12 protein-coding genes and 1 pseudogene are annotated in these 14,627 nt (G+C 70.9%); 10 read left to right on the forward strand and 3 right to left on the reverse strand.

Features of this window, described 5'->3' with window-relative positions:
- Window positions 1–18 precede the first annotated feature (18 nt).
- Window positions 19–1,755, reverse strand: coding sequence for a polysaccharide biosynthesis tyrosine autokinase (locus VFI59_07890; protein HET6713615.1), 1,737 nt, complete (start codon window positions 1,753–1,755; stop codon window positions 19–21).
- A gap of 309 nt (window positions 1,756–2,064) precedes the next feature.
- Here VFI59_07890 and VFI59_07895 point away from each other — a divergent pair, with 309 nt between their 5' ends.
- From VFI59_07895 to VFI59_07905, 3 genes are all read left to right on the forward strand, one after another.
- Entirely contained in the window at window positions 2,065–2,736 is a 672-nt protein-coding gene (locus VFI59_07895; GenBank protein HET6713616.1) for a histidine phosphatase family protein, read from the forward strand.
- A gap of 137 nt (window positions 2,737–2,873) precedes the next feature.
- The gene (locus VFI59_07900; protein HET6713617.1) at window positions 2,874–4,082 is read left to right on the forward strand and encodes a hypothetical protein; all 1,209 of its coding nucleotides are present in this window, start codon (window positions 2,874–2,876) and stop codon (window positions 4,080–4,082) included.
- Window positions 4,083–4,172: 90 nt separating this feature from the next.
- Complete coding sequence (locus VFI59_07905) at window positions 4,173–5,468, forward strand: cation:proton antiporter (GenBank protein HET6713618.1); 1,296 nt, start codon at window positions 4,173–4,175, stop codon at window positions 5,466–5,468.
- Window positions 5,469–5,477: 9 nt separating this feature from the next.
- On the opposite strand, the gene VFI59_07910 is transcribed toward VFI59_07905, so the two are convergent.
- A complete protein-coding gene (locus tag VFI59_07910) occupies window positions 5,478–5,933 on the reverse strand; it encodes a MarR family transcriptional regulator (GenBank protein HET6713619.1) in 456 nt (151 codons plus the stop codon).
- A 122-nt stretch (window positions 5,934–6,055) separates the two neighbouring features.
- Between VFI59_07910 and VFI59_07915 the strand changes: the two genes are divergently transcribed.
- The 3 genes and pseudogenes from VFI59_07915 (at window position 6,056) to VFI59_07925 (ending at window position 8,492) form a co-directional block, all read left to right on the forward strand.
- Window positions 6,056–6,565, forward strand: coding sequence for a peptidylprolyl isomerase (locus tag VFI59_07915; GenBank protein HET6713620.1), 510 nt, complete (start codon window positions 6,056–6,058; stop codon window positions 6,563–6,565).
- A 22-nt stretch (window positions 6,566–6,587) separates the two neighbouring features.
- Window positions 6,588–7,220: an SGNH/GDSL hydrolase family protein gene (locus tag VFI59_07920; protein HET6713621.1), complete on the forward strand. Its 633-nt coding sequence runs from the start codon at window positions 6,588–6,590 to the stop codon at window positions 7,218–7,220.
- A 28-nt stretch (window positions 7,221–7,248) separates the two neighbouring features.
- Window positions 7,249–8,492: pseudogene (locus VFI59_07925) on the forward strand (cation:proton antiporter).
- An 18-nt stretch (window positions 8,493–8,510) separates the two neighbouring features.
- On the opposite strand, the gene VFI59_07930 reads toward VFI59_07925, so the two are convergent.
- A complete protein-coding gene (locus tag VFI59_07930) occupies window positions 8,511–9,032 on the reverse strand; it encodes a GNAT family N-acetyltransferase (GenBank protein HET6713622.1) in 522 nt (173 codons plus the stop codon).
- A 128-nt stretch (window positions 9,033–9,160) separates the two neighbouring features.
- On the opposite strand from VFI59_07930, the gene VFI59_07935 reads away from it, so the two are divergent.
- From VFI59_07935 to VFI59_07950, 4 genes are all read left to right on the forward strand, one after another.
- Window positions 9,161–10,147: a D-glycerate dehydrogenase gene (locus VFI59_07935; protein HET6713623.1), complete on the forward strand. Its 987-nt coding sequence runs from the start codon at window positions 9,161–9,163 to the stop codon at window positions 10,145–10,147.
- Window positions 10,144–12,807: a phosphoenolpyruvate carboxylase gene (locus tag VFI59_07940; protein HET6713624.1), complete on the forward strand. Its 2,664-nt coding sequence runs from the start codon at window positions 10,144–10,146 to the stop codon at window positions 12,805–12,807. Before VFI59_07935 ends, VFI59_07940 begins: the two co-directional genes overlap by 4 nt.
- 10 nt (window positions 12,808–12,817) lie before the next feature.
- A complete protein-coding gene (locus VFI59_07945; protein ID HET6713625.1) occupies window positions 12,818–13,354 on the forward strand; it encodes a DinB family protein in 537 nt (178 codons plus the stop codon).
- A gap of 136 nt (window positions 13,355–13,490) precedes the next feature.
- Entirely contained in the window at window positions 13,491–14,624 is a 1,134-nt protein-coding gene (locus tag VFI59_07950) for an aminotransferase class V-fold PLP-dependent enzyme (protein HET6713626.1), read from the forward strand.
- Window positions 14,625–14,627 lie beyond the last annotated feature (3 nt).

Genomic DNA, 14,627 nt, shown 5'->3' on the forward strand with positions numbered 1-14,627 from the left:
GAGCCGGTCGGTGCGGGGCTACCGCCTCCCGCGCGAACTCGATACCTCAGGCGTCGTGACCGTGGGCTTGCCGCCGTTCCCGGCGACGGCGGACTGGCCCGCGCCCGGGGGCGGGGGAACGGGCCGCTCGGATCCCTCGCCCTGTCCCCGGGCCGGGCGCGACGCGGCGGCGCTCTTCGCTCGATCGTCGGGTCCGTAGTACTGGTCGTAGCTCGCGTAGCCCAATCCGGTGCGCTGCAAAGAGGTGATGTTGTTGTACACCCCGCCGGCGATCTCAGCCCCCGCCGTGCGGAGCTGCCGCACGGCGTCCTCGAGGGCGGGACGATTCGAGATCGCGGGATCGTGCACGAAGAGCACGACGTCGGCGGCCTCGGCGAGGATCGACGCGTCGGCGACCGGCAGCGTCGGCGGAGCGTCACAGATCACGATGTCCGCGAGCCGCCGCATGTCGTGGAAGACCGAGGCGGCCTGGGGGCCGGCCAGCATCGACACCGGGTCGTTCGGCACCTGACCGCTCCGCACGATCGAGAGGTTCGGCACGGCGGTGGGCATCACGAGATCCTCGAGGGTTTCGGTTCCCTCGAGAGCCTCACGGAGCCCTGCCCCCTGCGGCACGCCGAGGAACCGTTCGGCCCGCGGGCGCCGGAGATCGGCGTCGACGAGCAGGGTGGGCAGGCCGGTCTCCGCCAGCACGACCGCGAGGTTCGCCGTGGTCGCGCTCTTCCCCTCGCCCGGCAGGGCGCTGGTGACGACGATGACACCGACCGGACGCTGGGAGCGGAGGAATCGGATGTTGGTCGCGAGCGTGCGGTACGCCTCGGCGGCGGGGGCCCCGGGTTGATCGCGCGAGACGAGCTCGGCCCGCTCACGACTCGACCACTCCTCGACGGCCGGGATCACACCCATCACCGGCGCGTCGATGTACTCGGCCAGCTCGTCCCGCCCGCCCACGCGGTTGGCGCGCAACCCCAGCACGATCGCGAGGCCCGCACCGAGGAGCGCTCCGACGAACGCGCCGAAGATCGCCGCGATCACCAGCCCCGGCCCCGACGGGGCCGACGGGGCGACGGCGAATTGCACGATCTGGCCCCCGCGCGTGCTCCCCGCGTTCGCCCGGATCTCGACGATCGCTGCGGAGTACTGCTCGATGTCCGACTCGATCCGGCGCTTGCGGGCCTCGAGCGTGCCGCGCTCGCCCGGATCGTTGGCGGCTTCGAGCTCCGCCTGGACCTCGCCCCAATCCGCCTCGAGCTGGGTGACCAGCGTCTCGAGGGGCTCGATCGCCGCGTCGACCTCGGCCTCGACCTGCGCCTTCCTGGCATCGAGGTACTGCTGGGCGAAGGCGTTCGCGATGGTCGCCGCCGTCTCGGGGCGGCTCGACGAGTAGCCGACGTACATGACCGCGCCGTCGCGGACCGGCTCGACCCGCACCGACTTGACGAGCTGCTCCGGAGGCGTCGCGAGACCGAGGTCCTCGCCCACCGAGCGGGCGATGTCGATCGATCGCACGATCTCCGCTTCCACCGCCATGTCGGGCTCGAACGCCGACGAGTTGCCCGAGGTGCCCGTGATGGCGGAGTTCACGATGGGCTCGACGATCACCTTGGCCTGGGCGAAGTACACGGGTGGCCGAAGAGCCACGTACGCCCCGGCGATCGCTGCGACGACGACCGCCATCGCGACGACGGTCCACATTCTGGCCCGCACCAGCTGCCAGTAGTCGCGGAGGTCGAGGATCCTGGTTGTGTCGGACAACCTGCGTACTCCTGGTCGTACGGCCCACGAGACCGAGTCGTCGGCCGGGAGGGGCTCCGTATGGGGTGGGAACGTCTGCATGATACCGGAGGTCATCTGGCCGCGCCTCCATGGTTCGATGTATTTCCGCAGAGACGCAACATCTCGGTTGCTCTAGGCCGAACGTCCACACCGGAAGCCCCGAAGGTCGGAACTCCGTGTCCCCTCGTTGACCTTCGTTCCGCGACTGTCGTACCGTCCGCAACGTCGGCCGACCCCCGACCCGGCGAGGCGCCGGCACGGCCACGAACCGCGTGGAGGTTCCCCCCGATGGCAACGACACCCGAGATGATGTCGGCGTCGGACGAAGAGCGCCCCGCGCCCGTCCGAACCGGCGTGTGTGAGCTGTACCTGATCCGTCACGGCACGACGACGCTGAACGTGCAGAACCGCTACCGAGGTCGTCGCGACGTGCCGCTCGACGCGCAGGGATGGGCGGACGCCGTCGAGGCCGCTCGGGCACTGTCGCCGATGGGCCTGGCCGCGGTGTACGCCGGCCCGCTGCGCCGGACGATCAACACGGCGCAGGTGATCGCCGACGAGTGCCGCATCCCCGACGTGCGCATCCTGCACGGCCTCGTGAACCTCGACTACGGCGAGTGGGAGGGCATGACGTCGGAGGAAGCCGCGATGTTCGACCCCGAGGCTTTCGTCCGATACAAGGAGGCACCCCAAGAAGCCGTGTGTCCGAACGGCGAGCGGCTGACCGACGCGCAGAAGCGCATGGTCGAGGCCATCACGCTGATCGGTGAGCGCCACGCCGGTGAGCGCATCGCCGCCGTGACGCATGCCGTGATGATCCGGCTCGTGGCCGCCACGATCCTCGATCTGCCCGGTGATCGCTGGCGTATCCCGGTCGGTCGCGGATCGCTCACAAGGTTCGAGGTGGAAGCCGGCGAGGTCCGACTCGTGGGCATGCCCGAGGGCGACGACGTCGACTGACCTCCCCTCTGCCTACGACCTTCGCAGCGACGCATGGCCCTTCGAGGGATGGTGACGTTCCCCCGGCCCGCGCTACCGTCGTTACCATCGGGCGGAGCTCCCCCTCACGCCCCCCGCCCCCGAACGGAGGACCTGACATGACTCGACGTTTCGCCCGAATGACGCTCGTGCTCGCGATCGCGGTGACCTCGATCGCCGGCTCGATCTCGCCTGCGTCGGCGGCGTTCAGCAACGATCCGGACACGACGTGGATGACGAACGGCATCGTGTACTCCGTCGCCACGGGCGGCGACAGGGTCTACCTGGGTGGCAAGTTCAAGTCGCTGCGCCGGTGCCCCACCGGCGTCACGTGCCCCGACGGCACGATCAAGACGGTCAACGTGGGTGCGCTGAACGCCACCACCGGCGAAGGCGTGCGGACGTTCAAGGTCACCGTGGCGGGCGACGGCGCCATCGTCTACGCCCTCGCCGTGTTGGACGGCAAGCTGTACATCGGTGGCAAGTTCACGTCGGTCAACGGGGAGCCTCGGACGAACCTCGCCGCCGTCGACGCCACGACGGGAGCCCTCGTCACGGACTTCTCACCCGAGGTCGGCAGCACGACCGACGACTACGTGCGCGGCATGCTCGCACACGACGGCATGCTCTACATCGCCGGCAAGTTCAAGACCGTCGACGGCTTCACGAGACAGCGGCTCGCCGCCTTCAACGGCGCCGGTGCGCTCAACAGCACGTGGCGGCCACGCACCAGCGGCCTCGCCCGCTCGTTCGCGACCACGTGCGACGGCAGCCAGATCATCGTCGGCGGCAGCTTCGAGAAGGCGGCCGGCACCGGAGCCTCCTTCCAGGATCGCAAGCTCGCCGCCATCTTCGACAAGACCACCGGGGCGCTGGACCCGTGGGCGACGGTCGGGAACATCTCGTCGGGGACGTCGGCCTACGACCTCGCCGCCACCTGTGACGCGCTGATCATGGGCAGCGGAGGCTCGAACCACCTGTTCCGGTACGACCTGAGCGACGACACCGGCAACCTCGTCTGGGATCTCCACACCGGAGGGAACGTGCAGACGGTGGCGCTGTACGGCGACGACCGGATCCTCTTCGGCGGGCACTTCGCCAACACCCCCGCGAACCCGGACTCGAGCCAGAAGGTGTCACGCACCCGCTTCGCCACGGCCGACCTCGACGGTTTCGCGTATAGCGACTGGACGCCTTCCTTCGACGGCAAGTTCTTCGGGCCGTGGGACATCCTCGTGCGAGGCGAACAGGTGTGGGTCGGTGGTCAGTTCACCCAGGTGTCGGGGAACGCACAGTTCTTCATCGCGAGGTTCACCGACCTCCCGTAGTCCTGCGGCTCCGGGAACATCGTCGGCGGCCCGAACATCGGGCCGCCGACGTGCATCCGAGGCACGAGAGCGACGGCACGAGAGGCGATCATGGAGACGTTGGGCAGCCTGGAACTCGCGAGGCTCCTGCTCGCGCTCACCGCGCTGCTCATCGCCGCCCACGCCCTCGGGTACCTGGCGAACCGCATCGGCCAGCCACGGGTGATCGGCGAGATCGTCGGGGGGCTGCTGCTTGGGCCGACCGTGCTCGGCGCGATCGCGCCCGGTCTGCACGAACAGGTGTTCCCCGACTCGGGCCCGGTGCCGATCGTGCTCGATGCGATGTACCAGCTCGGCCTGCTCCTCCTGATGTTCAGCGCGGGGTCGGAGATCCGATCGTCGTTCCAGGCCGACGAGCGACGCACGGTGGCCGCGGTCACGGTCACCGGCATGGTCATTCCCTTCCTGGTCGGCCTCGCCTTCGTGGCGCTGCTCCCCGACGGCGCGCACGTCGGTCCCGCTGGCGATCGCACGGCGTTCGTGCTGGTCTTCGCGCTCGCGATCGCCGTCACCAGCATCCCCGTGATCTCGCGCATCATGTTCGACCTGGGCATCCTGGAGACGGCGTTCGCCCGCATCGTGCTCGCCGTGGCGGTGTTGGAGGACGTCGCGATCTACGTGCTGCTCGCGATCGCACTCGGGTTGGTCGCCGGCAGCGCCGGCGCGGGCGTCGGCCTGCCCGCCGTCCTCGACCTCGAGCCCGGCTCGGCGGTCACGATCGGGTTCCACGTCGTCGCGACGATCGCGTTCCTCGGGCTCGCGCTGTGGATCGGCCCGCCCGTCTATCGGGCGATCCTCCGCTTCCGGTTCAACGTCGTGAAGCGCGGCAGCGCGATCGCGTTCCAGATCGTGTTCATGCTGGCCGTCACGATGATCGCGGTCGCGCTCGACGTGGTGCCGCTCTTCGGCGCGTTCGTCGCGGGCATCGTGGTCGGTTCGGCGGAGGACACCTCGGGCGCCGAGGCGGCCCGCGAGACGATCCGCAGCTTCTCGTTCGCGTTCTTCATCCCCCTGTACTTCGCGATCGTCGGGCTGCGCCTCGACCTGCTCCACGGGTTCGAGCCGCTGTTCTTCCTGCTCTTCCTCGCCGTGGCGTGTGCCGCGAAGTACGCGAGCGTGTGGCTCGGCGCGCGGTGGGCGGGCGAATCTGCGGCCGGAGCCCGCAACCTGGGCGTGGCGCTGAACGCGCGCGGGGGCCCCGGCATCGTGCTCGCCTCGGTGGCCTTCGACGCCGGCATCGTCGACGGCGGCTTCTACGCGGTGCTCGTGATGCTCGCGATCGTGACGTCGCTCGTCGCGGGAGGCTGGCTCGGACGCGTCGTGCGTTCCGGGGCCGCGCTTCGGTAGGACGTGCCGCTAGAGGGTCCGCTCGGCACGCCCGTTCGCGGCGAGCACCTTCACCGCGATCGACCGCAGCGCCTCGGCGTCGCGCTTCGTGATCGCGTCGAGGAACCGCGCCCGAACGCCCGCGAGGTGCACGGGCGCCGCGGCGTGGAACCGCCTCCGCCCGGCGGCGGTGAGCGAGACGAACGTCGCGCGTCCGTCGTTCGGGTCGGGGACCCGTCGAACGAAGCCGTCGCGCTCCAGGCGGTCGACCGCCCGTGTCGTGCCGCTCGCGGTCAGCAGCACGCTCGCAGCGAGATCGGCCAAGTGCAATCTCGAGCCCGCGGCCCGGTCGAGGTGCAGGAGCACCTCGTAGTCGGAGAGCGTCAGCCCCGCTCGCTCGCGCAGCTCGGCGTCCAACGACCCGGTCGCCGCGTCGTGGGCCTGCAGGAACGTGAACCACGCTTGGAGCTTCGCGTCCGATGCCATGCATCCAGCGTACGCGCACGATAGTTGCGCACGCAACTATCGTGCCGTCGGTAGACTGGAGGTTCTCCCTTCGAACCCCGAGTCCGAACCCCGAGTCCGAACCCTGAGGAGGAGCCGCTCTCATGTCCACCGCCACGTTCGTCACGAGCGAAGGCTCGTTCACCGTGCAGCTGATGCCCGAGCACGCGCCGGAGACGGTCGCGAACTTCGTGGGGCTCGCCACGGGCGCCAAGGGATGGACCGACCCTCGCGACGGAGAGACGAAGACCGACGCCCTGTATCCCGGCACGATCTTCCACCGGGTGATCGACGGCTTCATGATCCAGGGCGGCGACCCCACCGGCACCGGCATGGGCGGGCCCGGGTACACGTTCGGCGACGAGTGCCCGCCCGACGGACCGTCGTTCGACCGGCCAGGACTGCTCGCGATGGCCAACGCCGGACCCGGCACGAACGGATGCCAGTTCTTCCTGACCGTAGCGCCGACCGACTGGCTCACGGGCCGACACACGATCTTCGGCGAGGTCACCGAGGGATACGACGTGGTCGAGCGCATCTCGAAGGCCCCGACCGGCGCACAGGATCGTCCGACCGACGACATCGTGATCGAACGCATCGACATCGCCGGGTGACCCCGGCCGACCGATCACGCCCGTGACCGCGGTCTGCTGCTACGGCGACTCGAACACCTGGGGGCTCGAGGCCTCGACCGAGGAACGCCTGCAGCGCTGGCGACGCTGGCCGGGGGTGATGCAACGCGAGCTCGGCGAGGACGTCCACGTGATCGAGGAAGGTTTGAGCGGCCGAACGACGGTCTTCGAAGACCCGTTCGAACCCGGGCGCAACGGCAGGACACACCTTCCGGTCGTGCTGAACTCACACGCCCCGCTCGACCTCGTGATCATCTGGCTCGGCACGAACGACCTGTTCGTGCCGGGCGGGCTCACTGCCCAGGATGTGGCGCGGGGCGCGATCACGCTCGCAGAGTTGGTGCGCGCCAGCGACGCCGGCCCCGACGAGGAGCCCCCCGAGGTGCTCGTGCTCATCTCGCCGCCGTTCGGGCCGCTGGGGGTCTGGGCATACGACTCCCCTCACGGGGAGCTCGAGTCGAGAGGCTTCGCCGACGCGTACCGAAGGCTCGCGGAGGAGGCGCAGGTGCCGCTGCTCGACCTGGCACCGTTCGCGGAGTCGAGCCCGATCGACGGCATCCACTTCGAGGCCGCCGACCACGAGGTGATCGGTCGCGCGGTGGCCGCTGCGGTCCGCGACCTGCTCGACCTGCACTGAGGGATCGACCGCCCACGGAGGGCCCGGCATGCACGGAGACACACAGCTCATCGCGACGATCGCGATCAGCTTGGCGGCCGCGTTCGCCGGCGGACTGGTCGCGGCGAGGCTCGGCCTGCCCACGATCGTGGGCTACCTGCTCGCCGGAGTCGCGGTCGGCCCGTTCACGCCCGGGTTCGACGCCGACGCAGAACTCGCAACGCAGCTCGCCGAGATCGGCGTGATCCTGCTGATGTTCGGGGTCGGCATGCACTTCTCGGTCGACGACCTGCTGAGCGTCCGCGGGATCGCCGTCCCCGGCGCCCTCGGGCAGATCACCGTGGCGACCCTGCTGGGTATGGGCGTCGCGTGGGTCTGGGGATGGCCGCCCGGCGAGGGGTTCGTCTTCGGCTCGCGCTCTCCGTCGCCAGCACGGTCGTGCTGCTGCGGGCCCTGGAGGAGCGCGGAGGGGTCGCGACCGAGGAAGGCCGCGTCGCGGTCGGCTGGCTCCTGGTCGAGGACGTCGTGATGGTCGTCGCCCTCGTGGTGCTGCCGGGGCTCGCCGGTGCGCTCGGTGGGTCGGCCGAGGCCGGCAACGACGGCTCCCTCGTGCTCGACCTCGTGCTCACGCTCGCCAAGCTGATCGCCTTCATCGCGCTGATGCTGGTCGTGGGACGACGGGTCGTGCCCATCCTGCTCGGCTGGGCGGAGCGGCTCGGCGAACGACCTGTTCGTGCTCGCGGTGCTCGCGACCGCGCTCGGCTCGCATACGGAGCGGCGAAGATCTTCGGCGTCTCGGTAGCGCTGGGCGCCTTCCTCGCCGGCGTCGCGGTGAACGGGTCGGACCTCAGCCACCGCGCCGCTGAGCACGCGATCCCGCTGCAGGAGGCGTTCGCGGTGCTCTTCTTCGTCTCCGTCGGCATGCTGATCGACCCGGCGACCCTCGTCGATCGGTGGCAGGCGATCGTGGTCGTGGCCCTCGTCGTGGTGATCGGCAAGGCCATAGCGGCGTTCGCGATCGTGGTCGTCGCGGGGCGTCCCGCGCGCACCGGCCTCACGGTGGCGGCGGGGCTGAGTCAGATCGGGGAGTTCTCGTTCATCCTCGCGGAGCTGGGCCGCTCACTCGGGCTGATGAGTCTGGAGGCCGAGTCGCTCGTGCTCGCCGGTGCGCTCGTCTCGATCACGCTGAACCCGCTGATGATGCGGACGATCGACCCAGTGGTGGCGAGGATCGAGCGTCGACCCGCGCTCGAGCGCCTCGCGCGCGGACGCCGACCCACGCCCATCGGCTGATCAAGCCCGGGTCGGCCCCTACGACGGGCGATCGAGCCGGTAGACGAGGTGGCCCCAGCCGGCCCTGATCGTGCCGCGCCACACGTCGAACCCCAGCTTCTCGGCGACGCGCCTCGAGGGCACGTTCTCGGGGCGGATCAACGAGATCAGGAACAGCTCGTCGAGCACGGCGAAGGCCGCATCGCGGCACGCGCGCCCGGCCTCGGTGGCGATGCCCTGGCGCTGTCGCGAGGCGAGCACGTGCCACCCGAGCTCGACGTAGGGCTCGCCGTCAGCCTCCTGGACCGTCGGGCCGCAGTCGCCGATCACCTCGCCCGTCGAGCGGTCCTCGATCGCGAGCAGCCCGAAGCCGTCGTGTTCGTAGCGCTCGAGCTGGCGTTCGATCCACGCGCGGGCACCATCGCGATCGAACGGCGCGGGGTAGTACCGCATCGACTCGGCATCGCCCAGCACGGCGTGCAGTGCCTCGACGTCCGAGCGGTCGGCGCGGAAGGCGCGCAGGCGCAGTCGGTCGGTCTCGATCGGCGTGGAGATCAGCAACGAGGTCGCAGCCTAGCCGCGACGATCGCCGGCGGCGCGGGCTATCGGACCGCGACGCCGACACGGCATACTGCGAAGCTTCCCGCCGGACGCGTGGCCGGCGCGGCCGACGACACGGAGGAAAAGCGATGACCGACCGACCGAACGTGCTGGTGACCCGTCCGATCATGGAGGCGCCCCGAGCCCGTCTGCAGGAACGATGCGACGTGACGGTGCACGAGAACGAGTTCGGCATCCCTCGCGAGGAACTGCTGCAGGTGATCGCCGGACACGACGCGATCGTGACGATGCTGACCGAGAAGGTCGACGCGGAGTTCCTCGCGGCCGCCGGGCCGCAGTTGAAGATCGTGGCCAACCATGCGGTGGGATTCGACAACGTCGACGTGGCCGCGTGCACCGAGGCCGGCGTGCTCGCGACGAACACGCCCGACGTGCTCACCGAGACCACGGCCGACACGGCGTTCGCGCTGCTGATGGCGGCCGCGCGCCGGGTCGGCGAGGGTGAGCGGTTCCTGCGGGCCGGCACCCCGTGGATCTGGGGACCGCTGATGATGCTCGGCCAGGACGTGCACCACAAGACCATCGGCATCGTCGGGTTCGGGCGTATCGGGCAGGCGGTCGCGCGCCGCGCGAAGGGCTTCGGCATGCGCGTCGTCTACAGCGACGCCGTGCCGCTGCCGGCCGAGGTCGAGGCCGAGACGGGTGCCGAACGGTTGGAGTTCACCGAGCTGCTCGGCCAAGCCGACTTCGTCTCGATCCACACCAACCTCACACCCGAGACGCGCCACCTGTTCGACGCCGAGGCGTTCCGGGCGATGAAGCCCACCGCGGTCGTCGTGAACACCTCGCGAGGCCCCGTGATCGACGAGTCGGCGCTCGCCGACGCGCTCGGGTCCGGCGAGATCTTCGCGGCCGGGCTGGACGTTTTCGAGCGCGAGCCCGAGGTGGAACCGCGCCTACTGACGCTCGAGAACGTCGTCGTGATCCCGCATCTCGGCAGCGCGACGGTCGACACCCGCAACGCGATGGGCGACCTGGTCGTCGACAACGTGTTCGCGGCGATCGACGGCACGCGGCCGCCGACCTTGCTGAACCCCGACGCGTTCGGGGGATGACGTCGGTGCCCGCCCGGTCGGCCGCCGCCCGGGCCCGTGGCGGGGCCCGTCCGATGCCGCCCGAGCTGCGGCGCGACGTCAGGCTGCTCACGACGACGCTCGGGGACGCGATCGCCGAGAGCGGAGGGCCGGAGCTCCTCGGTGACGTCGAGGCGCTCCGTCGAGCCACGATCGCGTTGCGCGGCCGTGCGACCGAGGCCCGGCGACGACGCGTGGTCGAGCTCGTCGGGTCGCTCGACAGCTCGCGCGCGGAGCAGGTGATCAGGGCGTTCACCTGCTACTTCCAGCTCGTGAACCTGGCCGAGGAGCGGCATCGTATCCGGGACCTGCGGGCCCGCACACACGGCCAGCGTCCCGTCGAGGGGTCGATCGCGGCCCTCGGCGCGCGCACCTCGCCGGGAGCGTTCGGCGACCTGCGCATCCGACCCGTGCTGACCGCGCATCCGACCGAGGCGAAGCGCCGCGCCGTCGTGGAACACGTGTGGCGCGTCGGCGACCTGCTCGACCGCCTCGACGACTCGCGCCTCGGCGAGCCCGAGTCGACCGAAGCGATGCGCCGCCTGCGGGAGGAGATCGCCGGCCTGTGGCGGACCGACCCGGTGCGTCACCACCGACCCGAGCCGCTCGACGAGGTCCGCGCGATGCTCGCGCTGTTCGACCAGACGATCTTCACGACGCTTCCGCTCGTCTATCGCGAGGTCGACCGCGCGCTCGACCCCGAGAGCAGCGGCTCACGGGCACCGTCGTTCCCGGCGTTCCTTCGGTGGGGCACGTGGGTCGGCGGCGACCGCGACGGGAACCCATCGGTCACGGCCGAGACCACCGGGGCGGCGTCGGCGATCGCCACCGACCACGTGCTCCGCGGCCTGGAGGCCGCGACCCGTCGCATCGCGCGCACCCTGTCGGTGAGCGATCGCGACGTGCCGCCGTCGACGGCGCTGCGGCTCGCCCTCGTGCGCGACGAGCGCGCGCTCCCTGGTCCGGCCCGCGAACTCGCCCGCAAGCTTCCCGACGCCCCGCATCGGCGTTCGCTCGGGCTCGCCGCACACCGGCTCGCCGCCACCCGCGCGCGCGGGCGGGGAGCGTACGCCGACCCCGGCGAGTTCATCGCGGACCTCGACGTGCTGCAGCGGTCGCTCGACGCGGGCGGGGCGCCGGCGCTGGCGTGGGGCGAGCTGCAACACCTGCGGTGGCAGGCCGAGACCTTCGGCTTCCACCTGGCCGAGATGGAGGTGCGTCAGCACGCCCAGGTGTTCGACGAGGCGCTGCGCGAGCTCGCGCCGCGGGCAGCCGGGAACGCGCGCTCGCTCGACCGGCTGGCCCGCGTGACGGAGCCGTCGCCCCGGGGGGCGAGGACCCCGGCCACCCGCGAGGTGTTGGCCACGTTCCGGGCGATCCGCGACGTGCAGGATCGGCTCGGGCACGAGGCCTGCGAGCGGGTGATCGTGAGCTTCACGCGATCGGCGAGCGACCTCTCCGGCGTGTTCGCCCTCGCGCGCCTCGCGAACCCATCGCGGCCGGCCGAGGTGCAGCCCGTGCCCCTGCTCGAATCGAGGCACGAGCTTGCAACCGCCACGGACATCCTCGCCGCATGGGTCGCGCTCCCCGGCACCAGGCAGCTGCTGCGCCGGCGAGAGCGCGAGCTGCAGGTGATGGTCGGCTACTCCGATTCCGCGAAGGAAACCGGCGTGCTCGCCGCGAACCTGGAGCTGTACCGCGCCCAACGAGCGATGGCGGCCTGGGCGCGCGCGAACGCCCTGCGGCTCACGATCTTCCACGGACGAGGTGGCGCGCTCGGGCGCGGTGGCGGGCCCGCGAGCCGCGCGATCCTCGGACAGCCACCCGGTTCGGTCGACGGAAGGTTCACCGTGACCGAGCAGGGTGAGATGGCGTTCGCGCGCTACGGGGAGCCGGTGCTCGCCCGCCGGCACCTCGAGCAACTCACGTCGGCGGTGGTGCGCGCGAGCGCCGCGCCGTCCGGCCCCGATCCCGCCGACCGGTTCGAGCGGGAGATCGCGCTCATGGCGAACCGCTCGCGCGAGGCCTACGAGACCCTCGTGCGCGCCCCGGGGTTCGTGCGGTTCTTCCGGCGGGTCACCCCGATCGCGCAGATCTCGACGCTGCCGATCGCCTCGCGGCCGGTGGCCCGCGGCATCGGCGAGGCGGACGAGCTCGACGACCTGCGCGCGATCCCGTGGGTGTTCGCGTGGGGACAGAGCCGCGTCAACCTGCCCGGCTGGTACGGCCTGGGGGCCGGCCTCGACGCCGTGACCGGCGAGCGGGGCGGGCTCGCGACGCTCCGCGCGATGTTCCGCGACTGGCCGTTCTTCACGGCGCTGATCGAGAACGCGGAGCTTTCGCTCGCCAAGGCCGACCCGGCGATCGCCGAGCTGTACCTCGCCCGTGGCGAGCGCGACGACCTGACCGCCGCCATCCGCGACGAGATGGCCCGCGCGACCGAGCTCGTGCTCGAGGTGGCGGGTCACCCAGAGCTGCTCGACTGCCGCCCTGAGCTGCAGCGGGCGGTGGAGCTGCGCAACCCCTACGTCGACGCGCTCTCGTTCCTGCAGCTGCGGTTCCTCGACGGACGGGGTCGGGCGGAACGACTCGTGCAGGCCACCGTGAACGGGGTCGCGGCGGGGCTGCGCAACACGGGGTAGCCTGCGGCTGATGGAACGGGAGCTCTTGATCCTCGAACCGATCGCCGAGGCGCCCGAGGTGGGGCGCTGGCTGTCGGCGCTCGACGACGGCCGCCACGACACGATCCGCGAGCTCGACGACGTCACCGACGAGATGCTCGACGAGCGGCCGGCGGGGGCGCCGAACAGCATCGGCACGCTGCTGTACCACATCGCCCTCATCGAGCTTGACTGGCTGCTCGTCGACCTGCTCATCGAGGCGTCGGGCGTGCCCTGGCCAGAGGACCTGGTGCCCTATGCCGACCGAGAGGGCGAGGGCACGCTCACCGTCGTGCGGGGCGAGACGCTCGCGACCCATCTGGAACGCCTCGCCGCGGTCCGGGCGATCGTGCACGAGCACATCGAGCCGATGTCGGTCGAGGACTTCCACGCACCGCGCGCCGGCGAGTCCCTCGACGTGAGCCCGGCCTGGGTGATCCATCACCTGTTGCAGCACGAGGCGGAACACCGCGCCCACATCGCGTTGGTCCGCGACGCGCTGCTGGGGCGGCTCGGCGCGCCCAGCTGACCGCGGGTCGCGAACCCGTGGCCAGGCGCGCCGACTACCGGACGGGATCGTCGCTGTGCCATACTCGAGTCGTCTTTGAACCGTCGTTCAAGACGCGATACGGACCGCGGCTGCCCGCGGGAGGGAGGCTTCCACGATGACCGACCCGACGATCCCGGCGCTGGATCCGGGCGAGCGGCTGCTCTGCGGCCCCGGCCCGTCGAACGTGCATCCGAAGGTGCTCGAGGCGATGCAGCTGCCGATGAACGGGCACCTCGACCCCGACTTCTGGGACATCCTGCTGGACCTCGTGACCGGCATGCGCGCGCTCTGGCGCCGGCCCGAGGGTGGCCTCACGATCGCGCTCAGCTCGTCGGGCACGAGCGCGATGGAAGCGGGCTTCCTGAACCTGGCCGACCCCGGCAACACCGTGATCAGCTGCCACTGGGGATTCTTCGGCTCCCGCCTCAACGACTTCGCCCACAGCGTGGGCGGGAACGTGATCGAGCTGACCGCTGACTTCGGTCAGATCGTGAGCGTCGACCGCATCATGGAGGCGCTCGCGGCGAACCCCGACGCGAAGATCGTGAGCGTGGTGCACGCCGAGACCTCGACGGGCGCGGAGTTCCCGCTGGAGGCGCTCGCCGAGGCGATGCGTGCGGCCGGCAGCGACGCGCTGCTGTACGCCGACTGCGTGACCTCGCTCGGCGGCCAGCAGGTCGAGGCCGAGGCATGGGGCATCGACTACGGCTACTCGTGCTCGCAGAAGGCGCTCGGCTGCCCTCCCGGCATCGCGCCGGTGACGATCAGCGAACGGGCCGTGGCCGCGATGCAGCGGCACCAAGGCCCCGTGCCGTACTACTACGACTTCGAGGAGCTCTCGAAGTACTGGATCGACCGGCCGATCACCTACCACCACACGATGCCGATCCTGCAGTACTACGCGCTGTACACGGGCATCCGTCTGGCCCTCGAAGAGGGCCTCGAGGCGCGATGGGCGCGCAACGCCGACGCAGGGCGGTACTTCCAGGACGAGATCCGCTCGCGCGGCTACGAGCTGCTCGCCGACCCGAACCACCAGCTCGTGGAGCTCTCCGCGGTCAAGGTGCCCGAAGGCGTCGACGGCAAGGAGATCCAGACGCGCATCCTGCGCGAGCACGGAATCGAGGTCGGCGGCGGACTCGGGCCGAAGGCACCGCCGATCTGGCGGGTGGGCCTCATGGGCGTCAACGCGAACCGCGAGACCGCCGACCGCGTGCTCGCCGCGTTCGACGCAGTGCTGCCTCGTTGAGGC

Source organism: Actinomycetota bacterium (genome assembly GCA_035697485.1).
GTDB lineage: Bacteria > Actinomycetota > UBA4738 > UBA4738 > HRBIN12 > JAOUEA01.